The sequence below is a fragment of the Pseudomonas sp. SWRI22 genome (assembly GCF_014268395.2).
In the GTDB taxonomy this organism is placed as follows: domain Bacteria; phylum Pseudomonadota; class Gammaproteobacteria; order Pseudomonadales; family Pseudomonadaceae; genus Aquipseudomonas; species Aquipseudomonas paracarnis.
On record NZ_JABWQK020000001.1, the window covers coordinates 586,810 to 612,034 of the forward strand.

The following is a 25,225-nucleotide window of genomic DNA, read 5'->3' on the forward strand; positions in this document are numbered from 1 at the left end:
CGCTTTTGGGGCGCGGAGCGCCCCGGTCTGCGTGCCCACGCAGAGCGTGGGAACGATCATCACGGGTTTACTGGGCCAGCCAGCCACCATCGATGTTCCAGGCCGCGCCGCGCACCTGGGCGCCGGCTTCACTGCACAAGAACAACACCAGTTCCCCCAGCTGCGACGGCGTCACAAACTCCAGCGACGGCTGTTTCTCTGCCAACAGATCCTGCTGCGCCTGCTGGGGGTCTATTCCAGTGGCCACGCGATCATCAATCTGCTTCTGCACCAGCGGCGTCAGCACCCAGCCCGGGCAGATGGCGTTGCAGGTGACATTGCTGGTGGCGGTTTCCAGGCCCACCACCTTGGTGAGGCCGATCACCCCATGTTTGGCCGCCACATACGCCGCCTTGCCCACTGAGCCGACTTGCCCATGCACCGAGGCGATATTGACGATGCGCCCCCAGCCCTTGGTCTTCATGCCCGGCAAGCTCAGGCGTGTGCTGTGGAACACCGAGGACAGGTTGATGGCGATGATCGAATCCCAGCGCTCCACAGGGAAGTCTTCTACCGCTGCCACATGCTGGATACCGGCATTGTTGACCAGGATGTCCACGCCACCGAACTCGCGCTCGGCGTAGGCGAGCATGTCGGCGATCTGCGTGGGGTCGCTGACGTCTGCCGGGTGATGCCCGACCTTGCCGCCAAACGCCTGCACCTGGGCGATCACCGCGCTGGCGTCGCCAAAGCCGTTGAGAATCAGGTTGGCGCCGGCCTTGGCCAGGCTCAGGGCAATCCCCAAGCCGATGCCGCTGGTGGAGCCGGTGACCAGGGCGGTCTTGCCATTCAAAGTTGTCATGAAAACCTCACACAATGCCGGTGGCGTAGAAAGTGCCGATCACCACGAACACCGCAAGGGTCTTGATGATCGTGATGCCAAAAATGTCCTTGTAGGCTTCGCGGTGGGTCAACCCGGTGACCGCCAGCAGCGTGATCACCGCGCCGTTGTGGGGCAGGGTGTCCATGCCGCCGCTGGCCATGGCCGCGACTCGGTGCAGCACCTCAAGGGGGATATTGGCCGCGTGGGCGGCTGCAATGAAGCTCTCGGACATCGCCGCCAGGGCGATGCTCATGCCGCCGGAAGCGGAGCCGGTGATACCGGCCAGCAAGGTCACGGTGATCGCTTCGTTGACCAGCGGGTTGGGGATGCCCTTGAGCCAGTCCGCCAGTACCAGAAAGCCTGGCAGCGAGGCGATTACTGCGCCAAAGCCGTATTCCGAGGCGGTGTTCATTGCCGCCAGCAGCGCACCGCTTACCGCGCTTTTACTGCCTTCGGCCAGCTTGCTCTTGATCGCCGAGAAGCCGAACACCAGCACCACGATAATCCCCACCAGCAATGCCGCCTGCACCGCCCAGATCGCGGTGAGCTTGGCGATTTCGGTGGTCACCGGCGCGCTCATGCCCGGCAGGCTGAGGCTGTGGGTCTTGCCGTACCACTGCGGGATCCAGTGGGTGAACAACAGGTTCATCACCCCCACCAGGATCAACGGCGACAGCGCGACCCATGGGTTGGGCAAGGCAAGGTTGTCGGCGGTTTCCGGCTCATTGCGCAACTCGGTGCCATAGCCTTCACCGGCACGCTGGGCCTTGTTGCGCTGGCGTGCGAGGTAGAGCATGCCGGCGCAAAACACGAAGATCGTGCCGATCAGCCCCAGCCACGGCGCCGCCCAGGCGGTGGTGTTGAAGAAGGTACTGGGGATGATGTTCTGGATCTGCGGCGTGCCGGGCAGGGCGTCCATGGTGAACGAGAACGCGCCGAGGGCGATGGTTGCCGGGATCAGGCGCTTGGGGATATTGCTCTGGCGGAACATCTCGGCGGCAAACGGGTAAACCGCAAACACCACCACGAACAGCGACACGCCACCGTAGGTGAGCAGGGCGCAGACCAGCACAATCACCAGCATCGCCTGGCGCGTGCCGAGCAAGCGGATCGCAGCGGCCACGATCGAGCGCGAAAACCCCGACAGCTCAATGAGCTTGCCGAACACCGCACCGAGCAGGAATACCGGGAAATACAGCTTGATAAAACCGACCATCTTTTCCATGAACACCCCGGTAAAGGCAGGTGCGACGGCGGACGGGTCGGTGAGCAGCACCGCGCCAAGGGCGGCGATGGGGGCGAACAGGATAACGCTATAGCCACGGTAGGCGGCCAGCATCAGCAGCGCGAGCGCGGCCAGGGCAATGATCACACTCATGGTGTGTCTCCATCGGATTGTTATTGTTGTGGGTGAGGCTGTGGGAGGAAGCTATAGCGAGATGTGTGCCAGATTTATAACTTGTTGATATATATAGATTTATTTACTTTTTAACGACGGTTTTCCAGAAGGCAGTCTCAATCGAGAGACGAGTGGAGATCCCTTGTGGGAGCTGGCTTGCCTGCGATAGCGGTGTAACAGTGCCATATTCCCTAGCTGAACCAACGCTATCGCAGGCAAGCCAGCTCCCACACAGGATTGTCTCCATAGTGGGAATCTAGTCTCTTTAATGAGACTGGGTTACTCCAAGAGCCAGCATTTTTTTATACAACGTTGACCGCCCAAGCCCCAACCGCTTGGCTGCCTCTACCACATTCCCTTCACACGCCGTGAGCGCGGCTGCGATCACCTGCCGATCTAACCGTTCCCGTGCCGCACTGAATGTCTCTTCTTCCATCGACACCAGCGCACGGCGTTCAACCGGCGTAAAAGTGCCAATCGCTGTGCGTATCTCCTCGGCATTCAACACCAAGTCATCACTCAGCAACGCCGCCCGCTCCAGCACATTGCGCAGCTCGCGGATATTGCCCGGCCAGGCATGTTGGGCCAACAGCGCCAGGGCATCGCGGTCCAGTTCGTGCTGGCTGCGCAACTCCTCAAGGATCGCCTCGCTCAGCGCCGGAATATCCTCCAGCCGTTCACGCAGCGGCGGCACCTGGATCGGCAGCACGTTGAGGCGGTAATACAGATCGGCGCGAAACTCGCCACGCTTGATCGCTGCCTCCAGGTCCATGGACGTGGCGGCAATTACCCGCACATCGCTGTGCAGCATCTCGTTGGAGCCCACCGGCTCGAATTCCTTTTCCTGCAACACCCGCAGCAATTTGCTTTGCAGTGGCAGCGGCATGTCGCCGATCTCATCGAGAAACAACGTGCCGCCCTGGGCAATCTGGAACTTGCCGGGGCGACCCTTGCGGTCGGCACCGGTAAAGGCGCCGGGTGCGGTGCCGAAGAATTCGGCTTCAAGCAGATCATAGGGGATCGCCGCGCTGTTGATGCTCACAAAGGCTTTGTGCGCCCGGGGCGATGCGCCGTGGATGGCCTGGGCCAGCAGTTCCTTGCCGGTGCCGGTTTCCCCGAGCAGCAATACCGGCGACTCGGCACTCGCACTGCGCCGCGCTCGGCGCTTGACCTCAAGGCTGGCGGCGCTGGTGCCGATAAAGTGCGCAAAATTGTATTTGCTTTGCCGCGAACGCAGCAGCGAGCGCGTGGAGGCCAGCTCCTGCTGCATGCTCAGGTAACGCTCGATCAACGGCGACAGGTTGCGCAGTTCATCGAACAGCGCAAACCCAATCGCGCCGATCACCGCCCCGGCCTCGTCGTGGATCGGCAGGCGCATCACCACCAGTGGGCCTTTGGGAGTGTCCTGGATATCCAGCAGGATCGGCCGGTCATTGCGCACCACCTGGCGCAGCAGGCTGTTGGAAATCACCTGCTCGCAAGGCTGGCCGATGGCTTGGTCGGCGCTCTTGAGGCCAAAACGCTTGGCGTAACGCTCGTTCATCCACACGATGTTCGCATCGCGGTCGACGATGACTGTGCCCTCGCTGGACTGCTCGATGATCTCGAACAGCGACTGGATGGCCAGGCCGCGAACCTGTTGGTAGTCCTTGAGGCTGGTACTCATGGGTACAGAATCCTGTTAATGATCGTTCCCACGCTCTGCGTGGGAATGTCTACCGTGACGCTCTGCGTCACTTGGCGCAGGGCCAAGACACGACGCGGAGCGTCTCGGGTTGTGTTCCCACGCAGAGCGTGGGAACAATCTCACCTCACAAAGGGATGTGCGCTGCTGCCAGCAGTTCTTTGGTGTACGGGTGTTGGGGCGATTCGAACACATCATGGCTCGCGCCACGCTCCACCACCTTGCCATCCTTGACCACGATCATGTCATGGGCCATGGCCCGCACAACCGCCAGGTCATGGCTGATAAACAGGTAGGTCAGGCCGTATTTGTCCTGCAGTTCGCGCAGCAGCGCCACCACTTGTTTCTGCACTGTACGGTCGAGGGCCGAGGTCGGTTCGTCGAGCAGCATCAGCGCTGGCTTGAGTACAAGGGCGCGGGCAATGGCGATGCGTTGGCGCTGGCCACCGGAAAACTCATGGGGGTAGCGATGTCGGCTGGCAGGGTCGAGGCCCACGTCCTTGAGCACCTGGATGACTTGCGCGTCACGCTCGGCCAGGCTGCACGGCGCGTGTACTTCCAGGCCCTCGCTGATGATCTGCTGCACCGACATGCGCGGGCTGAGGCTGCCATAGGGGTCCTGGAACACCACCTGCATCTGCTTGCGCCATGGGCGCATCTGCTGATGGTTGAGCGGGTCCAGGGCCTCACCCTGGAAGCGAATGCCGCCGCTGGAGTCGAGCAAGCGCAGGATCGCCTGGCCCAGGGTGGACTTGCCGGAACCGGACTCGCCGACAATCCCCAGGGTTTTGCCGCGCTGCACGCTGAGGCTGATGCCGTCCACCGCGCGCAGGTAGGTCTTGGCCCGGAACAGCCCGCCACCGAGGGGGAATTGCACGCTCAGGTCATCCACTTCCAGTACCGTCTCACGGGGCTCGCTGCACAGCACATCGCCCGAGGGCTCGGCGTCCAGCAGCAGGCGGCTGTAGGGATGCTGCGGTGCGGTGAACAAGGCCTGGCAGTCAGCCTGCTCAACGATTTCGCCGGCACGCATCACACAGACCCGCTGGGCGATACTGCGCACCAGGTTGAGGTCATGGCTGATCAGCAGCAGCGACATGCCCAGGCGTTGTTGCAAGGACTTGAGCAGCAGCAGGATCTTGCGCTGCACCGTCACGTCCAGCGCCGTGGTGGGCTCGTCGGCAATCAGCAGTTCGGGCTCGCAGGCCAGGGCCATGGCGATCATCACCCGCTGGCGCTGGCCGCCGGACAATTGATGGGGGTAGGCCTTGAGCCGTTCCTGGGGTTTCTGGATGCCCACCAGTTCCAGCAGTTCGAGGATGCGCGCCTGCGCCGCCTTGCCGCCCAGGCCCTTGTGCAGCAGCAGGGTTTCGCCGATCTGCTTTTCGATGCTGTGCAGCGGGTTGAGGGAGGTCATCGGCTCCTGGAAGATCATGGCAATGCGGTTGCCGCGCAATTTTTGCAAGGTGCTCGGTGAGGCGCCCATCAGTTCCTGGCCGCGATACTTGATGGAGCCCAGGGTTTCGGTGCCGGCTTGCGGCAGCAGTTGCAGGATCGAATGGGCCGTCACCGACTTGCCCGAGCCCGACTCGCCCACCAGCGCCAGGCACTCGCCAGGGCGCACGTCCAGGCTCAGGTTGCGCACGACGGTCTGGCCGTTGAAGGCGACGCACAGGTCGCGGATTTCGATCAGGTTCATACGCAGTCACTCATGAGCGGGGGTCGAAGGCATCACGCAGTGCCTCGCCGATAAACACCAGTAACGACAGAATCAGCGCCAAGGTGAAAAACGCCGTCAAGCCCAGCCACGGCGCTTGCAGGTTCTGCTTGCCCTGGCCGATCAGCTCGCCCAGGGAGGCGCTGCCGGCGGGCATGCCGAAGCCAAGGAAATCCAGGGCGCTCAAGGTGGATATCGCCCCGGTCAAGATAAACGGCAAATAGCTGAGGGTTGCGGTCATGGCATTGGGCAGGATATGCCGGCGAATGATCTTGCCGTCGCCCAGGCCCAGGGCGCGTGCGGCCTTGACGTACTCCAGGTTGCGCCCACGCAGGAACTCGGCGCGCACCACGTCCACCAGGGCCAACCAGGAAAACAGTGCCATGATCCCCAGCAACCACCAGAAGTTCGGCTCCACAAACCCCGACAGGATAATCAGCAGGTACAGCACCGGCAGGCCAGACCACACCTCCAGGATGCGCTGGCCGAGCAAGTCCACCCAGCCACCGTAGTACCCCTGCAACGCCCCGGCGGCAATGCCAATGACGGCGCTGATGGCGGTCAGGGCCAGGGCAAACAGGATCGACACCCGTGCACCAAAGATCACCCGGGCCAACACATCGCGGGACTGGTCATCGGTGCCCAGCCAGTTCACCGCCGACGGCGGGCTCGGGGCAGGGCGGGAGAGTTCGTAGTTGGGCGTGTCATCGCTGAACGGAATCGGCGGGAACAGCATCCAGCCGCCATCCTGCTTGATCAGCTTTTGCACGTAGTCACTGCGGTAGTCCGCCTGGAACGGCAACTGCCCACCGAACTGCTGCTCGGTGTAGCGCTTGAACACCGGAAAATACAGCTCGTTCTTGAAACTGAGCACCAAGGGCTTGTCATTGGCGATCAACTCGCCGCCCAGGGTCAGGATGAACAGGCCGATAAACAGCCACAGCGACCACCAACCACGGCGGTTTTTCTTGAAACGTTCGAAACGCCGGCGGGCCACGGGAGACAGGTTGAGCATCAGGCGTTCCTCGCGGCGAAGTCGATACGCGGGTCCACCAGGGTGTAGCAGAGGTCACCTATGAGTTTTATCAGAAGGCCGAACAGGGTGAAGATAAACAGCGAGCCGAACACCACCGGGTAGTCGCGGGACACGGCCGCCTCGTAGCTCATGCGACCCAGGCCATCGAGGGAGAAGATCACCTCGATCAGCAGCGAGCCGGCAAAAAACACACTGATAAACGCCTGGGGAATCCCCGAGATCACCAGCAACATCGCATTGCGGAACACGTGACCGTACAGCACCCGGCGTTCGCTCAAACCCTTGGCGCGGGCGGTGACCACGTATTGGCGGGTAATTTCATTGAGGAACGAGTTCTTGGTCAGGATGGTCAAGGTGGCAAAGCCGCCGATCACCAGCGCCGTTACTGGCAGTACCAGGTGCCAGAAATAGTCGGCGATTTTGCCCACGGTGCTCAGTTCGGCGAAGTTTTCCGAGACCAGCCCGCGTACCGGGAACCAGTTCAACGAGGTACCGCCGGCGAACACCACGATCAGGAACATCGCAAACAGGAACGCCGGCATCGCGTAACCGATGACGATGGCCGTGCTGCTCCACATATCAAAGCTGCTGCCATGGCGCACGGCCTTGCGTATGCCCAGCGGGATCGACACCAGATAGGTGATCAACGTGGCCCACAGGCCAAGGGAAATCGTGACGGGCATCTTTTCCAGGATCAGGTCAGTCACCGTCGCGCCACGAAAGAAGCTGTTGCCGAAGTCCAGTTGGGCATAGTTCTTGAGCATCAACCACAGGCGTTCCGGCGCGGATTTGTCGAAGCCGTATTGTTTCTCGATGTCCTTGATCAGCTTCGGGTCCAGGCCGCGGCTGGCTCGCGAGCCGCTGATGCCTTCGCCGGATGCGCCGGCTACACCACCGCCGCCAATGCCTTGCAAGTGGGCGATGGCTTGCTCCACCGGCCCGCCGGGCGCGGCCTGCACGATCACGAAGTTCACCAGCAGGATGATCACCAGCGTCGGGATGATCAGCAGCAGGCGCCGTACGATATAGGCAAACATCAGTGGGCCTCTCCGCGTTTTTTCAACTCAGCCTGCATTTGTTCGTTCGTCAGCGGGGTGGGGCTGACTTCCCACCAGGTTTCCAGGGCTTCGTCGTTCTTCGCCTCGATGGCCGGGCGCCCGAAACGGTTCCACCATGCGGCGGAGGTGCCCGGTGGGTAATAGTTGGGGATCCACAGGTAATTCCATTGCAGTACGCGGTCCAGGGCGTGGGCATAGGTGAGCATCTTCGCCTGGGTGTCGGCCTTGACCAGGCCATGGATCAGGGTATCGACGGCCGGGTCCTTGAGCACGATGTAGTTATTGGCGCCCGAATCGAACGCGGCGGCAGAGCCGAAATAGTTGTACAGCTCCATGCCGGGCGAGGTGGTGACCGGGAAACCCGTGACGATCATGTCGTAGTCGCGGGCCATCAGTCGGTTGACGTACTGCGAGGAGTCGATGCGGCGAATATTCAGGGTGATGCCGATCTGCGCCAGGTTGCGTTTGTAGGGCAGCAACAGGCGTTCGAGGCCGTTCTGGACGTTGAGGAAGGTGAATTCCAGTGGCTCGCCCTGGGCATTGACGAGTTTGTCGCCCACAGGTTTCCAGCCGGCGTCTTCCAGCAGGGCCAAGGCTTGCAACTGTTTGTCGCGGATCATGCCACTGCCATCGGTGACCGGGGCCTTGAACACCTGGGTGAACACCTCGTCGGGAATCTGCCCGCGCAGGGGTTCGAGGATTGCCAGTTCTTCCGGGGTGGGCAACTGGCTGGCGGCCAGCGGACTATTGGAAAAATAGCTCTGCTGTCGGATGTACAAGTTGCGCATCATCTGCCGGTTGGCCCATTCAAAATCCCACAGCATCGCCAGGGCCTGGCGCACGCGGCGATCCTTGAATATCGGTTTTTGCACGTTGAACACATAGCCCTGGGCTGGCTGCGGCATCTCCTTGGCCAGGTGCGCGCGCTGCAGGCGGCCATCGTCCAGGGCCGGGCCGTTGTAGCCGATGGAGTAACCGGTGGCGGAGAATTCACGGTTGAAATCATAGGCGCCGCCGCGTAGCACTTGGCGCGCTACTTCGGTGTCGCCGAAGTACTCCAGGCTCAGGTGATCGAAGTTGTACAGGCCGCGGCTGACCGGCAAGTCCTTGCCCCACCAGTCGGGGTCACGGGTGAAGGTGATGGTGCTGCCGGAGTCGATCTTGCTGACCTTGTAGGGGCCGCTGCCCAGTGGCGCTTCGTAGCCGCCGCCGTTGGCAAAGTCGCGGGTCTTCCACCAGTGCTCGGGGAACACCGGCAAGGTGGCGATATCCAGGGGCAGGGTACGGTTTTCGTTGCTGGAAAAGTCAAAGCGCACTTGGCGCTCACCTTCGACCTCGACGTGCTTCACGTCGGCAAATAGCGTGCGAAAGCGCAAGCTGCCTTGGGTCATCAGCACGTCAAAGCTGTAGCGCACGTCTTGCGCGGTGATGGGCTTGCCATCGGCAAAGCGCGCCTTGGGGTTCAGGTAGAAGCGCAGTGACAGGCCATCGTCGGCGCGCTCCATCTTTTGCGCCACCAGGCCGTAGACGGTGTAAGGCTCATCCAGCGAGCGCAACGCCAAGGGCGCATACACCCAGCCGTCGACCTGGGATACGCCGATGCCTTTGTCGATATACGGCAGCACATGGTCAAACCGCCCCACCTCCAGCGCGGAACGCCGCAGGCTGCCGCCCTTGGGAGCGTTGGGGTTGGCATAGTCGAAATGGCTGAAACCTTCGGCGTATTTGGCGGGCTCGCCGTACACCGTCAGGTAGGTTTGCGGGGCTGCGATCACCGCAGCGCTGGCCATTAGCAAGGCCAGGGTGGAACAGAGCAGAGATGAAAAAGCCAATCGCATTATCAGCCTTGAGCGCCGGGTAAGAGTCATAAGGATTTGTACGCTAATGGCCTGGGCATCGCCAGTCATCAGATGCACAACGGCCCACCAAAGGGCGGGCCGTTGTTTATAGCATCAGCGCGGATTGAATCAATCCTGGCGGCTGGTGACTTCCAGCAGGTGGTAGCCGAACTGAGTCTTCACCGGGCCTTGCACGGTGTTGACCGGGGCACTGAAGACCACGGTGTCGAATTCCTTGACCATCTGGCCTGGGCCGAACGAACCGAGGTCACCGCCCTGGCGGCTGGATGGGCAGCTGGAGTTGGCTTTAGCGATTTCTGCGAAATCAGCGCCGCCTTCGATTTGGGCCTTGAGTTCGTTGCACTTGTCTTCAGAGGCAACGAGGATGTGACGGGCGGTGGCTTTGGCCATGGTGAGTAACTCCTAGAGTAAAAAACGGTGAGCGTACCGGATTCAGGCGGTTATTTCTCGGCAAAGTTCCACTGGGTTTCAGCCGGCACTGTTTTCGCTGTGAGGATTCAAGGCAGCACAAGGTAGTCGTTGCGCTGCACGATCGTGCGGTGCGCCGCTTGCACCAGGTGGATATAGCGGCCGTCCACCAGGTCGATGGGCAGGCAGTCGTCGATATCCAGCACCGCGTCGGTGTGGGCCTGGGACCAGTGGCTGAGCATCTGCTGCTTGCCTTTGCCCATGGCCTCCTTTTTGTTACGGGCGACCACAAGTAGGTAGTGATGGGACTCGCCAAAGCTATTGGCTTCGTAACCGCCCAGGTTGATGAAGTACAGGCGGAGTGCATCGCCGTGGGGCGCCAGGTGGCTCAGTTCAACCTTCCAGCCGTCGACGCCATCGACGGCCATCCATGAATCGATGTGTACGCCTTTGGGGCTGCCGAACCAGGCGTCGCGTAATTGCGGGTAGGTGGCTTGCAGGGTGTCCGCCACGGCGAACACCACATCGTGTACTTCGATCCTGGCCCGCGGGTGCTTGCCCCCGAGCATGACGACAAACAGCATTACCGATGATTCCTGGGGAGGGCGGCCTGACAGCCTATCTGATCACTCCCGGCAATCAAACTGTGGGAGATTCTATGGATGAGGGGCAACCCTCAACCAACGTTACCGGGGAGCAGAGCAAGAGCTGCAGGCTTGTTTGCGCAATCAATGCATCTTGCTATGGTCCATCTTGCTGTGGTCCATGCCATCCAGCCCACGCGCCGTTGCCTTCACTTCGACGGCCTGCTTTTCACCCTTGGCATCTTCTACCGTAAGGGTCAGTGGTACCTGGTCGCCTTCCTTGATCTGGCCGGTCAGGCCCATCAACATGACGTGGTAGCCGTTGGGGTCGAGCTTGACGGCTTTGCCGGCAGGCAGGGCCACCGAGCCCACCGGGCCCATGCGCATGACGTCGTCCTTCATGCTCATCTCATGAATCTGCACGTCCTTGGCCACTGGCGATGCCACGCTCAACAGTTTGCTGTCGCTGTCGGCTGTGAGGGTCATGAAGGCGCCACTGGACGGTTGGCCCACTACGGAGGCGCGTACCCAGGCGTCAGTGACTTGTACCTGGGCACTGGCGTGGGCAGCGAGGCCCAGCAGGGTTAGACCGAGGGTGAGACGCTTGAGGTGTTGAACGGCAGTCATTAGCAGACCTCCATGACGGTGAGCAGGTCTTCTGCGCACTCTTGAGCGGTAAGGGATGCCTGCAAGCCAAGGCGCAGGTTGCCACGGGTGTCGAACACGAAACTGGTGGCGGTGTGGGAGAGGGTATAAGTGTCGCCGGCGGGGATCTTTTCATAAAAGATCCCGAACTCCTTGGCGGCCACGGCGATTTCTTCCGGGGTGCCGTAGAGCGCTTCGAAGCTTGGGTCGAAGGCCTTGACGTAGTTGTCGAGAATTTCGGGGGTGTCGCGCTCGGGGTCCAGGGTGATGAACACCACCTGCATGATCTTGCCATCGCGGCCCATCAGCTTCTTGGCCTGGGCGGCGCGGGCCAGGGCTGTCGGGCAGACGGCCGGGCACTGGGTGAAGCCGAAGAACACCACCGGCATCAGGCCGCGGTACGAGCTCAGGGTGACGGTTTCGCCGTCGGTGTTCTTGAGCTTGAAGGTGCGGCCCATGATCTTGTCACTGAGGTCCTTGCCGTACTTGAAGTTCAGCTTGGGGCTGTAGTCACAGCCGCCCAGCAGGCTGCCCAGGCCCAATAGGCCCATGCCGGTCAGCACTTTGCGGCGGGTGAATAACGTACTCATCAACTGTGCATCCTGTGAAACGCCTGTAGGGCCGTGGAGCTGCTCCGCCAGGCTTTGAAAAGGAGTAACGAGAAGGGTGCAGAGTCTAGCAACCCTGGCCGGCGCGCGTAATCTGCGACGTTCTGCCACAGGGGCGCGTCGCATTGCGTCCTTTTATGGCTTCGGTGGTAGAGTCGCCGCCATGAAATTGCGCCACTCTGACCGCTCACTGATCGCCTGGGCCCTGTACTTCTGCGTGCTGATGAACCTGTTCGCCTGCGGTTTGGGGCATGGCCAGATGATGGGGCAGCAGCTCAACGGCATCGGCGGGCTGTTCTGTTCGGTGGACGGCGGGCAGTCGCCAATTTCCGACAAAGGGTTGGCGAACCCGTCCTCCAGCAACATCTCGAACTACTTTGCCTGCCCGGTGTGCAACGCGGTTACCGTTGCCCTGGTGTTTCTGATCGGCCTGGCCTGGCTGCTCGGCCTCACCCAAGCCCCGCGTGTCGCCCATGAGCGGCGCAACAAGGCGCCGCCGCGCTATTCCTGGCCCTCGGCCAACCCCCGCGCTTCTCCCGCATCCTGACGTGTGCCTTGGGCTTCCTGTAACCAGGAGGCATTCTCTCGTCACGATTGTGAGAACACTCTATGAACCCTCAATTGCCTGCCGGCGCCGGCCGCCTGGTCAGCAAGGCGTCGCGGCGCCTGCGTGCGCAACCGGCGCTGTCTGATTACCCGAGTAATTCGCGCTGCTTCGTGCACCTGGATGCACGCCTGCTGCCTCACTGGCATACCTTGTTCGACATCTGCCCGGCGTTGCTCAAGCTCGACCCACCGGAGGGCTTGAACCTGTTTCGCGCCTTCATGACCTGGGCCTATCGCAACCAGCCGCCGCTGGACTGGACGTACCATCTGAACGTATGCCGCTGGTTGCTGAGTTCGGCGTACCGCACACAGATCGATGAGGAACCGATCGAGGCCTTCATGGCCGCCGCTGCTGCGCGTTGGGTGCTGACGGATGACAGCCCGGCGGCAGGCATTGTCTTGAGCTGGCGCGATTGCACCCTGTTCGACTGGAAGGGCCACCCTTCGATAGCCGCGCCGCGACCGGCATTGCCGCCGCCCGCCTGGGATTTTGCCTGGTCCCCGTTGGGTGCCCAAGGTGCTTTCAGCGGTTGGCTGCCGGTGCCATGAAGCGCCGCGTCCGGTAAGCCTCACGACACCCTCGGAAGCGCCGCACACTGCGCAGCGTGCGGAGCCCGCAGGCTGGCACCGGCTTGATGACTAGGCTCTAGGCTTCTTTGGTTTCCAGGTCATCAGGTTATGTCTTCTTTGCATCACAACACGCCCACGCTGACGGTGGTCGACCCGCGAGGGTTGACCGTGCGCAGCGTGGCGTACCATCGCAATGCCGCGCAGCAATCACCCCGCGCGCAGGTCACACGGCAGGTGTTCGACGCTCGCGGCCTGTTGCAGCAACAGTGGGACTCCAGGCTGTTTGAGTTGCACGCTGCCGATCCCGACGTGCGGCCCAATCTGTCTCATCGTTATAGCTTGAGCGGGCAAGTGCTGAGCACCGACAGCGTGGATGCGGGCCGTCAGACGCGCTTGCTCGGCAGTGGCGGCCAGGTCGTGCAACAGTGGGACAGTCGAGGCACGCGCCAGCGGTTCGAATACGACCCGTTGCTGCGCCCCGTGGCGGTATTCGAGCGCGCGGAGGAGGCAGCGGCTGAACGCTGTGTCGAGCGCATGAGTTACGCGGGCATGACGTCCACGGAGGCGGCGCGCAATCGCTGTGGGCGCATGATTCGTCACGATGACCCGGCAGGCACGTTGCTCGTTGAGCGCTACGACGTGCAAGGCAACATCACCGAGCAAACCCGGCGCCTGTGCACGTCGCACACCGCGCCCGACTGGCCGCTGCCCGTGAGTGAGCGGGATGCACAGTTGCAAGCCCAGACCTTCACCACCACCTGGCAGCACGATGCGCTGGGGCAACGCCTGGAGCAGGTCGACGCGCGCGGCAATCGCCAGCAATCTCAATACGGTGTCGACGGCCAATTGACGAAAAGCGAGATCCTGTTCAAAAGCGGAGCGCGCAAGACCCTGGTGGATCAACGCAGCGTCAACGCCTCGGGCCAGGTGTTGAGCGAACGCTTGGGTAATGGCGTGCTCAGCGTTGCCGAGTATTCGGACACTGATGGACGTTTGACACGCTTGAGCGCCCACCTCAAGGATTCGGCAGGCAAGCGACTGCAAGACCTCTTCTACAGCTACGACCGGGTCGGCAATGTGTTGCGCATCCGCGATGCGGCGCAGCCGACCCGCTGGGCCAGCAACGTGCAGGTGGAGGCAGTAAGCACATTCGAATACGACAGCCTGTCGCGATTGATCAAGGCCACCGGCCGTGAAAACGCGCGCAATACCGGCGCATCCGCACTGCCCGGGCGAATCACGTTCGGCGCCACAGACGACAACCTCTGGGGCAACTACACCCGCCACTATGCCTACGACTCGGCCAGTAACCTGACGCAGATGCGCCATGTGCCCAGTACCGGCAGCGGTTATACCCAACGGATGCAGGTGGGCGAACACAGCAATCACAGCGTGAGTGCCCGCGAGGGCGCAAAGGCGCCGGGCCTGGGCAACGGCTTCGACCAACGTGGCAATCTCCAGGCTCTGGCGCCTGGGCAGGCGTTGACCTGGAACGGGCGCAACCAGTTGGTTCGCGTCGCGCAGGTGCTGCGTGACAATGGCGAACATGACGATGAGGTGTATCTGTATGACGGCACCGGCCAGCGAGTCATCAAGCGTCGCGTGGCACATGGCAAGACGCAGACTCACACCCATGAAGTGCTTTATCTGCCAGGGCTGGAGCTGCATCGCCACGGGCCGGATGGCGAGTGGTTGAACGTGGTGCTTGCTCCGGGCGGGCGCCATTCGGTCAGAGGGCTGCAGTGGGAGCAGCAGCGCCCCGACGAGATGCAGGACGAGCAACTGCGGTTCAGCCTCGACGATCATTTGGGCAGCGGCACTCTGGAGCTGGACGAGGCAGCCGGCCTGTTGAGCCAGGAAAGTTATTACCCCTTCGGCGCAACTGCCTGGTGGGCGGCAAAAAATGCCTTGGAGGCGAACTATAAAACCCGACGTTATTCGGGCAAGGAGCGCGACGCCAGCGGGCTGTATTACTACGGCTTCAGGTACTACGCGCCGTGGTTGTTGCGGTGGATCAGCGCTGACCCGGCGGGGGATGTGGATGGGCTGAACCTGTATGCGATGGTGGGGAACAACCCCATGGGTTATGTAGACGAAGACGGTTTGCAGCGCCGCTCGATGCTGGAGGTGGTGACGGTTCTGCTCCTGGTGTTGTTGATCGGGCACGGAGTAGGGGTAGAGATGGGCTATAGGATTGAACTGGCTTATTTCGGGCTGATTTCAGGTGTGGTGGGCGTGGCGCTTTACGCGCATCAGCGATTAAGCACCACTGACGTTCAGCGAAGAGCGTTCTATGAGCAGTCCGTAATGGCCGGCGCGCAAGAGCTGGGCCGCCGACAGGGCGCTACCGAACATGAAGTCAACGAGTTGGCGGACTTTTTCCTGGAACACCGTCTGGCTACCGCCGACACTAAAAAACTGTCCTACGGGCTGACCCCGGCAGCGCGGGGCGGTCTCTATGGGTACGTTGGGCCCACCGAGCATCGGGACCGGGCTGAAACAGCCTCACGAACGGAGCGTAACCCTAGCTTTACGCTTGCCAGGTTGGGGTTTGTAGGCATAGAACTGCGCGCCCCGGCACGCAAAGTGGGCGCCAGCCCGCTGCCAGCGGCTGGGCTGGCCCATACCGAAGTACAACCGCAAACCAGAGTCACGAGCGTGGGCCGCAGAGGCTCCGCTTCTGAGGTGCCCGCCGCGCAACCGGTAAGCCCGGGACCTTCCTCCGGGCTGGTGCCTGAGCCCCTCGAGATTGACGTCACACCTATTCAGAATGAATTACATGGCCCGGGAGGTGAAATTCTCAGAAGGGTGATTGATCGGCTGGAAGACCGCACACTGGATTTTCATACCGGCCATGCCATGGCGGGTGGGCAGAATGTCCGCAGTTTTGACTTGCCGCGTTATCGCGGGCAGCGCGGTCGTGGCGCCTATCGGGTGATGATCCAGCACATCAGTGGGCTTAACTATCGGGCGGTCAGGGTGATGGACCCTCACCGCCGTTAATACGCGCAACGTCAGGCCAAGGAGCGCGGGCCGTGTAACGGCCCGGCTCTGTTGTCAGGCCGGCGCGTGCGTGTCGTTTTCGTCTTCAGCGATGCTGTACCAGGCGTGGTAGGTCTGGCGCCGCGTGTCGCCATTGGCATTGAGCACGCGTACCGGGCGCCCCAACGCGTCATGAAAGTGCTGCTCGCTGGGACGCAAGGTGTTGAAGGCCGCATCGTCGATATAGCCGGCACGGTCGGCAAAGTAAGGTCGCCAGGTGCGCGCCAGGCAACCCTGATTGTCATACTCCACACGGCCGCTGATCCGCCAACGGCGAGTGGCATCGGTTGGCTCGGCACCCGCGCTCAACATACCGGCGTCATCGACTGCAAAGGCTGGGCCCGGTTGCGCCTTTTCCTGGGTTTGCCGCACGCGGCCAAAGCCGTCGCTGAAGGCGAGGGCTACCTGGATCTGCGCCGTTTGCGACGTGCCTTGCCAACGGTCGGCGTGCAGTACCACGACGTGCACCGGCACTTGCCTGGCCGCCTGAATCAGGCGCTTGAGGGTTTGATGATGGGGGAGCGCAGCGCTCAGGCTGTTCAGGCGTGCCAACGCCGAGGCACGAATATGCCCGCTGGGCAGCAGGTAACCGTTGCTTACCCATTGCGCCTGGATGCTGGCGGGTGGAATGCGCCCCATCCAACTGAACACGTCGTAGAAGCACGCGCTTTGAGCGTTGAGCAACGCCGCCTTCGGATCAGTCAGGGCCTGCGCCGGGCCCGTATCGGGCGTGCGGATGAAGGGCGTAGGGGCGTCATGGCCGACGGGCTTTCCTTGCTCCTCACCCTTGAGGCCGGTCGCCAGCAGCTGCCCGTGGGCGTCGTAGTGCGCGTAGCGTTGTGTACGCTGTGCGTCAGTCACCGTCACCGGCAGGCCAAGGCGGTAGTCGTACTGCGCCTGGGTCGTGCAGCCGTCCGCCAATTGCACTTTGATGATGTACAGCCCATAGCGGTCGTACTCGGACTGCGTGAACCCATGGCTCAGGCTCGCCTGATGCCGACGAGGCCGATAGAACATTTCGGCCTGGCCGTAGCGGGTGTAACCCTGGCCGAGGGACCACAGGGTGATGGCCTCGTCCTGCCCGGGGTCCGGTGACAGGAACGCGGCCATGGCCTGATAGTGCTGTGCACTGAGCGTAGCAGTGACAGTGCCGCCCTCATATACCTCCAGCGCTTGCTGATCGAGTTCGGCTGTCTCGATATAGGCAGGCAGCGCCTGAAAACTCGCGGTGCCGGCCGGCAAGGGTTCGGTGTGCTCCGCCACGCAGTAGTGCTGCACCGACAGCCCCCCCAGCCTGCGTTCGGCCGCTGTTCCCAATGGATCGGACGGGCCCTGCGCGATGAAGTGTTCATAGCTTATTTTTTCAATCGCTAACGCCTCTTTGCTCAGCACCAGCACGTTGCTTCGTTGCTGGTAGGGCAAGTGCAAGCGCCAGCGCTGCGCGGCGTCCAGGTGAATGAAGCGGGCGCGGGTTTCGTTGAGGTAATACGTCTGCTGCGCTGAGTCGTGTGCGTCACGCCACCACTGCTGCTGGTGGGCTGGCCCAGGCGGTGGGGAGTCGCTGGCTGTCCTGCGACGGGCATAGTCGACCACCACGCTGTGCAGATTGCCGGCGTAGCGGTCCCAGCGCAGATTGAGGATGTGCCGGCAGCACGGGTCGTCCGGTTGGCGCTCGTAGCGACAGGTCAGCGACTCCAGCAACAGTGGCAGCAGCACCGCCGGTTCGCCGGCCTTGGCCGACGGGCTTAATTGCCGTATGAGATAGCGCTGTTGCTGCACCGAATACGGCACTGCCTGTGGTGGCGCATCGGCGGCGGCATACACCTCTTCACGCAGCAGGCTCCCCGCCAATGCACGCTGCATCGCGCGGCGGGTGGTTGCGACGGGCGTGGTGATCAGCGTGTCTCCCGTGCGCCCGGCCTCCAACTGGCCCAGCAGGGTTGGCCCCAGCGCGGGCGCCTGTGGGTCGCCCGGGTAAAAAGCCTCCTGCGAGGGCTCAAAGGTGTGGAACCAGCGTTTGGTCAACACCCCAGGCTGCGCATCGGCCGTAGGGGGTTGCTCGGTGTGCAACACCAGGCCAAAGCCGAGGAACTGGCGCTCCTCACGGTCATAGCAGGCTTGCCGGTAACGAAAATACTGGGTGGAGCGGTTGCCGCTGACCAGGTCCTTTTGCTGTTGCCGCTTGACCACCTGCACTGGGAACGCAAGGCTACTGCCTTGGGGCACTCCCAGGGTTTGCCAGTGCTGTTTTTCGTCGAGCCATTCCTGGGCGCTGCTGCGGTAGCTCAGCTGGGTGGTGGCCCCCCGGTTGTTGAGCGTGGCGGTTAACAAATACGGTTTGAGACTGACGAAGTCATACCGCCAGTGCTGGGGGGTCATGTGCGGCACGCTCAGGATCAGGCTGGAACAGCCCAGGCCTTGAAGGTCGGCAAAGCTGACCTGGCACGTCGCGTCATGTCGCACGCCCTCGGGCCAAGGCAATGTCAGTGGCTCCGATGCCAGCCCGCTGCCGGCGCGGTTCATATAGATCTGTACGTGTTCAGGCGCCAGGTAAATCAGGTCCACCGCGCCTGAACCATCCAGGTCGGCGAGGCGAATATGGGCGGCATCGAAGCTGGCGTGGTCGAACGCCAGTGTGGCGAAGACAAACCCTTTGCCGAAGCGTCCACGGCCGAGGTTGGGCCAGCATTTGATTTCGTTATGGCGGATACGCACCAGGTGTTGTTGGCCGCTGCCCAGGGGGTCGCAAAAGGCGATCAATTCAGCCGGCGAATGGCTGAGGGTGGGTAGCCCCTCATCGTCGGGCGCATGGCGCACCTCCTGGCCAGGATCAAACCCGCCGTCCTGGCGCTGAGCATACAGGCGCACGCTACGGCTGCCGATCAAGGCCAGGTCCAGCCTCCCACTGCCCATCAGGTCGGCCAGTTGCCCGTGGGGATGGAAAAACTCCTGGGGCATCGCCGCATAAGGCACGAAACCCGACCATTGCCGCTGCGAGTCGAGGCTGAAAAAACCACTCAGCCCCGGTTGCGCCACCACCCATTCCAGATGCCCATCGCCGTCAAGATCCGACAGTGCCTGGCGCGTGGCTTGGACGGTATCGGCGAGGGGGATGCGTGGCAGGGCCTGCCATGAACCATAGATCAGCGCATTGCTGCTGGCTGGGCCGGGGGCCCTGAGCGGCTCGCGGTAATACCAGCTTTTATCGGTGCGGTGCAGGATGCCCGGCAAGCCGTCGCGGTACAGGTCCACCAGTTGATAATGCTGCCCATCGTTGACGCCCGCCATGGCGTCGAACGCTTGGTAGCGCGCGGCGTCCAGCGTCGGCACGAAGGCGCTGTAGGCCAGTTCCAGGGGCGGCCAGGCACTGGCGTTCCCCTGGGCGTCAAAGGCCTGGTTGTGCACGGCGTTCAGGCAACTGCCGATGGCGTGGCGATGGGTGTACTCCAGCAACAGACGCCGCGTCAGCACCGGCTCGGCGCCCAGGCTCGGCTCGTCGGGGAAGTAATGAAACATCAGCACTTGCTGGCACCGCCGCAGGGTGCCGAGTTCAAAGCCATAGGCATAACTGCTGATCGGGTCGTTGCGGACCGGCCAGGCGTGTTGTTCGGCATAGGTCGGCACTTGGCTCAGGCCGGTGTGGCGTTCGCCATAATCCAGCAGCAGTTCGAAGTGCCATTGCTTGTCAGCGAGGGCGTCCGCGCGCCACAGCGCCAGGTGCTCAAGGGGCTTGAGGTTGCCGTAGCACACCCGCGCCAGATAACGCTGGGCGCGATAGTCCCTGGCGGCGCTTGGCGGCTGGTCGTCGTGTTTGTAGTGGTAATAGATCTGCTCACCCAGGGGGTTGAGGCTTTCCTGCAACAGCCATTGGGCAACACGTAGATCGTCGTTCGGGTCTGCACAGCGCGCGATCAGGGTCTTGCCGAACAGGTGCACGCAGCCGTCGGCCCCCTGAACCAGCCAGAACCCGGCCTTGTCGCTGTCGCAAGACCAATGCTCGATACGGTCGAAGCGCGCTTCTATCACCGGAAAATAGCGCACCACTCGGTGGGGTTCGTCCAGGGCCAGGCCGTTATAGTGGTTCCAGGTCGTGGCCTGAATTTCGCCGTCGGCATCACGCTCAGGGATCATGTCGATGCCTTGGGGGCTGATGAAACGGTCGTCATCACCGTAGGCCGGTACGCCTTTGCGGGTATCACGACTGATGGCGCCTGCCGACATCGCCCAGCCGAGGCCGAAGGGCCCATTGCCTAGGGCGCTGCGATAACCCAGGCTCAGGGCCGGCGTGAAGCCTCGGCCCGGCGAAATGGGCAAGGGCACCTCCAGGCACGCCTCACCCCGTGTGCCCACGGCGCCCCATTGCGCGCCGGGGCCCTGGATGGCGCCACCGCCCTTGGGCAGCGCCGGAATCTTAGGTTCCAAGAGTTCGGGCGGCTGCACGCTCATCGTTGACCTCCGGTGTTTTTAGCGGTGTAGCGCAGGTGCACGATGATATCGGTGAGGGATTCGAGCAGAGCGTTTTGCCGGGCATGGTTGGGAAAGGTCAGTTGCCAGGTGGAGATCGCTCCTGTGTATTCGAACGGCAGGTAACGCTCGTCGCTGTCGAAGTTCAAGGTGAACAAGCCGCTGTCGTTGAGCCCGCTGGACAGGGCGATTTGCTGTTTGGCGCGCAGGTCTTTTTTTACCGCGGCTTCGGTGTGTCTGGTCGCGGGGGTGACGTGCGTGGTACTGGCGGTTTGGGTCAGGATGGCCTTGATGTCTTCATAGGGCCCCAGCGTGGCGGGCAGGGACACACTGACGTGCTTGATACGCCGCAGGTAATGGCCTGGGTAGTCGTCGTCAAACAGCTTGAGGGTCAGTTCAAAGGTCAAGGTGCCGGTTTTTACCAGGTCGGCTTTAAGCGCGGCCCAGGGCATGTCGCGCGTGGCCATCGGGTCTTGGCTGTGCAGATGGCGCAGCGACACGGTTTTAGTGATCTCCAGCAAACGTTCGTTGTGGGTGACGTAGGCGTTACTCATGCTCAGTAGATTTTGCTTGAGCGCTTCGCCGGCGCTGAAGCCGCGATATTGATGGGTCCAATGCTGGGTTTGAATGAAGTGCTTGTCCCACTGAGCCCGTTCTTCCTGCCAGCAGGCCTCGGCCGCCAGGCACAGCGACAGGGTCGAGTCATAGGCTTGGTAGTAGAAAGTGGAAAGTTGGCCATTGAGCCATTGATACAGCTGGGCGTTGGTAAAGCGTTTGCCGAGCTGGTCGTACAGGCTTCGTGCCTGGGTCAGGCTGGTCTGGGCCAGGCCCAGTTGCAAGCGGGTATGGGCTTGCTGTTCGGTATAAGCCTGCAGTTGGGCGTCGACCTGGGCCAGCTCAAGGCGTGCCTGTTCAAGCGAATGGGCCCACTCGGCGGCGCGTCGGGCAAACAGGTCGGTGCGGTCCAGGTGGGCAGCGTTGGCGCGCTTTTCATTGGCAATGCCTTGGGACGCCGCGTGCAGGGCGTGAAAAGCGCCCTCGTAGCGCACGCCGCCGTTGGAGGTGCCAAAAATATTCGGTATCAGCATCGCCAGCCCCGCGCCGGCTTGTGCCACCGCGGCAGCGGTGTCCCAGCGCGCACTGTCCTGGTACTCCTGGGTGGCCTGGGCCTCGGCCGGGCTGATGCCTCGCTTGAGCTGCTGTTCGAAGAACGCCACCCGCGCTTCGACCATGCGGCGTCCTGCCAACAGCGCCTCCTGGTTCCTCGCATCGAACTGTACGGCCTGGGCCTGTTGTTCGACGGCCAGCCTCGCCACGTCCCAGGCTTGCTGCTGCTGGGTTTCCAGGTACTGGGCCTGCTCTTTGCGTTCGAACAACGACAGTAAGGTCGTCCCCAACTGGATCAGGTTGTCGACCGCTTGCACGGCGTGTCCCAGCAGCACCTGGAAGCGATAGTGCGCGGCCTGGGCGGTGCGTATCGACGGGCGCAGGCTGGCGCCGACCACCCCTTGCTGGTACGCGGCAAGCAGCGTTTGAGGCGTCAGGGTCGCGGCGTACAGCGGCAGACTCAAGGGTTTGCCGGTCAGATCCAGGTGATGGCGCAGGTTGTGCAGGCGAGATTCGATCTTGTCCCAGCGCAGCAGCAAATCAGGGCTCAGGGACCGACACAGCCGCGAGGTGCCCGCAGGTACTGTCGTGCTATCGAGCGTGGAAGGGTTTTGCAGTTTGTCCAAGGTCGTGGCTGCCCAGGGATCGACCGGGTTGAGCGGCGGCCTTGGCCCGAGCAAGCCCTTGACGCGGATGTACCACAACTTGGCGTCGGCCAGGCCGTCACGAGTCATTTGCCGGTAGGCCGCATCCCCGCGATTGAGCAGGATGTCGACGTACAGCAGGTACAGCGCCTGACGAAAATGTACCGCGCTGCTTGTCGCCAATGGGTGGGACACGGACGAGACGTCGTGGCGTTGTGGCGCACTGGTAAGCAGCGCAGGCAGGCGCCAGAACCCGGATGGGTGTACGGGATCGAACACGTAGCGTATCCACGTTTCGGCCTCGGCGTATTGTTGCTCCTGGTTCAGGCGTTGTGCCAACAGCCAGGGCAGGTAAAGAAACAACTCCCAGTAATAGGTGCCATGGGGGCCGTGAAAGTCCAGGGGACTGGGCTTTTTCTCGCTTGGCAATGGCGGCTCGCGCCAGGCATCCGGCGCCAACGCAAACAGCTCATGCAAACCTGCGCCCGCGGTTTTTGCCAGCAGCCCGGCCACGCAGGTGTTGGTGCGTATGGGCGCTCGTTTGTTTTCAGGTTTATCGAGAGACTCGATAGTGGACCCGTTGAAGTCGATGAACTCTGCCGTGCCATAGGGCGGGGTAGCGAGTCGCCGGATAAACGGAGCCAGTGGAATGATGGGGGTGCTGTTATCGGGCGGCAGGGTGAAAGTCGCGGTTTTCAGCGCGTAGCCCAGGATGATGGGGTCGGGGTAATGCACATCGCTTTCCAGTAGCAACACGCCGTGAATCAGCGTCAATGTGGAAGCCGTCGTGTCAGTGGAGTCCTCGTCGTAGGGGTGCAAGGTCGAGGGAGAGAGTTCGATCTGCGCCTCAAGCGTGTGCGTTTCGGAGAGTTCAGTGAACGTGTCGCGCAGAGTGCGCCGAGAGGCGTCTGCCAGGCCGACGAGTACCGTGTTATTGCGATGAGGGCTTTCCGGTAAAGCGCTGTCTCCCTGTCTGGGATACATCAACACGGGTTTGTACAGGCGTTGTTTCTGCTGGACCTGGACCTTGTCCAGTACCAAGTCGTAGGCATGGCTGCTGGACTCCGCTTGATTGTTGTAGAACGAGAGAATGACGGTATAGGTGGCGTCCGGCGTATTGAAAAAATAATCGAAGGCTTCTTGGCTAATGCGTTGGTCGCGCAGATTGAATGTCGCGCTTTTCGGGGTTTCTTGATCTTTTTCAATCTGCGGCAGGGTAAAGGTCGTCGGCTGATTCGCTGCATTTTTTATGAATTGGGCATAGCTGACGCCGGTCTCGTTGCACTTGAGGGTCAAGTCGATGCGCACGTTGGAGAAGGTTGCCAGCCTGGCGCTCTCCAGGAAAATCTCGGCGGTGGGGCCTAACGCCAGCATCTCGTTCTGGGCAGGACCGCTGCTGCTGAGGGTGATGGTCAAATTGGCCATTGCGTCTGCCTTGCTGAACCTGACAGTGCGGTGCGGTTCGAAGCGTTTCGCCAGGCGGGTGGTGACCTCCAGTACTGACGTCGTTCGGTTGAACCGGATATCGCTCTCAGCCGAAAGACTGCGGATATGCTGTTGATTGTCTTCGTAATTCCAGCCATGGGTGGTGCCATGGGGCGCATTGTTGGTCAGGGAGTGAACTTTGACCTGGACCGTTTCGGGCGCCCTGAATTGAAATCTTGACCTGTTGTGGTGCCCGAACAGGGCCTGGTACCGCCCGGCCAGTTCAGACTCTTTATGCCAGGAGAACATCCGCCGAGTGCTGCCCAGGGTTTCCAGCCAATGGACGTTGAAGTGCTGATCCAGCCGTACCGCTTGAAAGAAATGCCGATGCACGCCGTTGTGCGAGGAAGCCGTTTGATGGTTCGGCTGTGCGCTCAGGCCCAGGAACAGTGACGGCGGTTGGCTTTTTGAATCGAGTACGGCGATGGACGCAGTGGCACTCATCAGGTCTTCCGAGCTCAATTCGTCAAGGCCCTGTGCAAGGCTGTATTCCTGAATGCAGGCCTGCGGCACGCTCCAACTGTCATCCAGTTTTTTATAGGAAAAGTACAAGCGCAACTGTAGATAGGTGGTCTTTATCCGGGTTTCCAGCCGTTGTTGGTATTCCCTCTCCGATTCGACATCACCTCGTCCAATCGGGGTGATGTCCCTCGACGAGGACGTCGGGTTGATGCATTGGGCCCACACCACGAAGAGGCGCCCGTTGAACACCACCGGGCGAATCGTCTGTTCGGGGACGTTATCGTCAATCGACAGCGGGATCTTTTGCCAGGAGGACCAGGCTGGCGGAGTGGCCGCGTCGCCCGAGGCCATTTTCAGCGTGCGCCAGTAATAGGTGTTTTCCGGACTGGACTTGCCGGTGAAGTAATAAGTGCTGCTGGCAAAGCTGTCTTTATCACCGTCGATATAACCATTGAGGGTCTTGATGTTGGCAAGTGCTTCGAAGCGGCTGAGGTAACTGTGGACGGCTGCCTGCAGCGGCGCAGGCTCGATGCGAAATTGGTTGAGCTGGTTTTCCAGTTGCCTGAAGTTGTCGCTTTTGTCATGGCGCAATGCAGGGCTCAGGTAGGTGGCCGGGTAGTGCTGGAGTTGCTGGTGGGCACGCCACAGTGAATAGGACAGCAACTGGTCTCGCCACTCGGTCTGCTCGTCAGCGCTCATGCCCTGTTCGTCGTAGCCGGGCTCCAGGCCCAGGTAAATGCCGGTGATGTACTGCTGCAGGCTGGCAATGGCGCTGGCGACACGGGTGGTAGGCACCGTATGGCTGACCTGGGGGTCGAGCAGCCAATAGGTATAGATATCGTCTACGGTCTTGACGGTATCGGCCACTGCCGTGTCTTCAGGCAGCACGCTGTTGAGGTAGAACCCCAGCATCGCGTCGCGCAGGTGTTCGTTGAGGTGTTGGGTGAGGGTGTCAGACATGGTCATTCCTTGAACCAGGCGAAAT

At 61.8% G+C, this 25,225-nt stretch carries 16 protein-coding genes; 3 read left to right on the forward strand and 13 right to left on the reverse strand.

The features are described 5' to 3' along the window. Positions 1-67: 67 nt before the first annotated feature. From HU730_RS02480 to HU730_RS02530, 11 genes are all read right to left on the reverse strand, one after another. Positions 68-841 (reverse strand): 3-hydroxybutyrate dehydrogenase, encoded by a 774-nt coding sequence (locus HU730_RS02480; protein WP_186526846.1) that lies wholly within the window; start codon positions 839-841, stop codon positions 68-70. 7 nt (positions 842-848) lie between these two features. After that, complete coding sequence (locus HU730_RS02485) at positions 849-2,240, reverse strand: GntP family permease (RefSeq protein ID WP_054896542.1); 1,392 nt, start codon at positions 2,238-2,240, stop codon at positions 849-851. 286 nt (positions 2,241-2,526) lie between these two features. Beyond that, positions 2,527-3,927, reverse strand: coding sequence for a sigma 54-interacting transcriptional regulator (locus HU730_RS02490; protein WP_186526845.1), 1,401 nt, complete (start codon positions 3,925-3,927; stop codon positions 2,527-2,529). Between the two features lie 145 nt (positions 3,928-4,072). Beyond that, positions 4,073-5,644 (reverse strand): ABC transporter ATP-binding protein, encoded by a 1,572-nt coding sequence (locus HU730_RS02495; RefSeq protein ID WP_186526844.1) that lies wholly within the window; start codon positions 5,642-5,644, stop codon positions 4,073-4,075. A gap of 10 nt (positions 5,645-5,654) precedes the next feature. Further along, a complete protein-coding gene (locus tag HU730_RS02500) occupies positions 5,655-6,677 on the reverse strand; it encodes an ABC transporter permease (protein ID WP_034125731.1) in 1,023 nt (340 codons plus the stop codon). After that, positions 6,677-7,735: a microcin C ABC transporter permease YejB gene (gene yejB / locus HU730_RS02505; protein WP_005788805.1), complete on the reverse strand. Its 1,059-nt coding sequence runs from the start codon at positions 7,733-7,735 to the stop codon at positions 6,677-6,679. The genes HU730_RS02500 and yejB overlap by 1 nt, the downstream gene beginning before the upstream one ends. Next, positions 7,735-9,594: an extracellular solute-binding protein gene (locus tag HU730_RS02510; RefSeq protein WP_186526843.1), complete on the reverse strand. Its 1,860-nt coding sequence runs from the start codon at positions 9,592-9,594 to the stop codon at positions 7,735-7,737. Before HU730_RS02510 ends, yejB begins: the two co-directional genes overlap by 1 nt. Before the next feature lie 129 nt (positions 9,595-9,723). Next, a complete protein-coding gene (locus HU730_RS02515) occupies positions 9,724-10,005 on the reverse strand; it encodes a peptidylprolyl isomerase (RefSeq protein ID WP_034125729.1) in 282 nt (93 codons plus the stop codon). A 107-nt stretch (positions 10,006-10,112) separates the two neighbouring features. Then, on the reverse strand, positions 10,113-10,607 hold the full coding sequence (locus HU730_RS02520; RefSeq protein ID WP_186526842.1) for a DUF1543 domain-containing protein: 495 nt from the start codon (positions 10,605-10,607) through the stop codon (positions 10,113-10,115). Between the two features lie 144 nt (positions 10,608-10,751). Further along, entirely contained in the window at positions 10,752-11,234 is a 483-nt protein-coding gene (locus HU730_RS02525; protein ID WP_054896538.1) for a copper chaperone PCu(A)C, read from the reverse strand. Next, complete coding sequence (locus HU730_RS02530; RefSeq protein ID WP_034125726.1) at positions 11,234-11,842, reverse strand: SCO family protein; 609 nt, start codon at positions 11,840-11,842, stop codon at positions 11,234-11,236. Before HU730_RS02530 ends, HU730_RS02525 begins: the two co-directional genes overlap by 1 nt. Before the next feature lie 181 nt (positions 11,843-12,023). On the opposite strand from HU730_RS02530, the gene HU730_RS02535 reads away from it, so the two are divergent. The 3 genes from HU730_RS02535 to HU730_RS02545 all read left to right on the forward strand — a co-directional run bounded on the left by HU730_RS02535 (position 12,024) and on the right by HU730_RS02545 (position 16,039). Then, a complete protein-coding gene (locus HU730_RS02535) occupies positions 12,024-12,407 on the forward strand; it encodes a DUF2946 domain-containing protein (RefSeq protein ID WP_054918556.1) in 384 nt (127 codons plus the stop codon). Between the two features lie 62 nt (positions 12,408-12,469). Continuing rightward, positions 12,470-13,015 carry a putative natural product biosynthesis protein gene (locus HU730_RS02540; RefSeq protein ID WP_181125023.1) on the forward strand — a complete coding sequence of 182 codons (546 nt, stop codon included), beginning with the start codon at positions 12,470-12,472 and terminating at the stop codon, positions 13,013-13,015. A gap of 129 nt (positions 13,016-13,144) precedes the next feature. Then, the gene (locus HU730_RS02545) at positions 13,145-16,039 is read left to right on the forward strand and encodes an RHS repeat protein (RefSeq protein ID WP_186526841.1); all 2,895 of its coding nucleotides are present in this window, start codon (positions 13,145-13,147) and stop codon (positions 16,037-16,039) included. Between the two features lie 54 nt (positions 16,040-16,093). Here the strand turns inward: HU730_RS02545 and HU730_RS02550 are convergent, their stop codons facing one another. After that, positions 16,094-20,524 carry a SpvB/TcaC N-terminal domain-containing protein gene (locus tag HU730_RS02550; protein ID WP_186526840.1) on the reverse strand — a complete coding sequence of 1,477 codons (4,431 nt, stop codon included), beginning with the start codon at positions 20,522-20,524 and terminating at the stop codon, positions 16,094-16,096. After that, complete coding sequence (locus HU730_RS02555) at positions 20,521-25,200, reverse strand: neuraminidase-like domain-containing protein (protein ID WP_186526839.1); 4,680 nt, start codon at positions 25,198-25,200, stop codon at positions 20,521-20,523. Before HU730_RS02555 ends, HU730_RS02550 begins: the two co-directional genes overlap by 4 nt. Positions 25,201-25,225 lie beyond the last annotated feature (25 nt).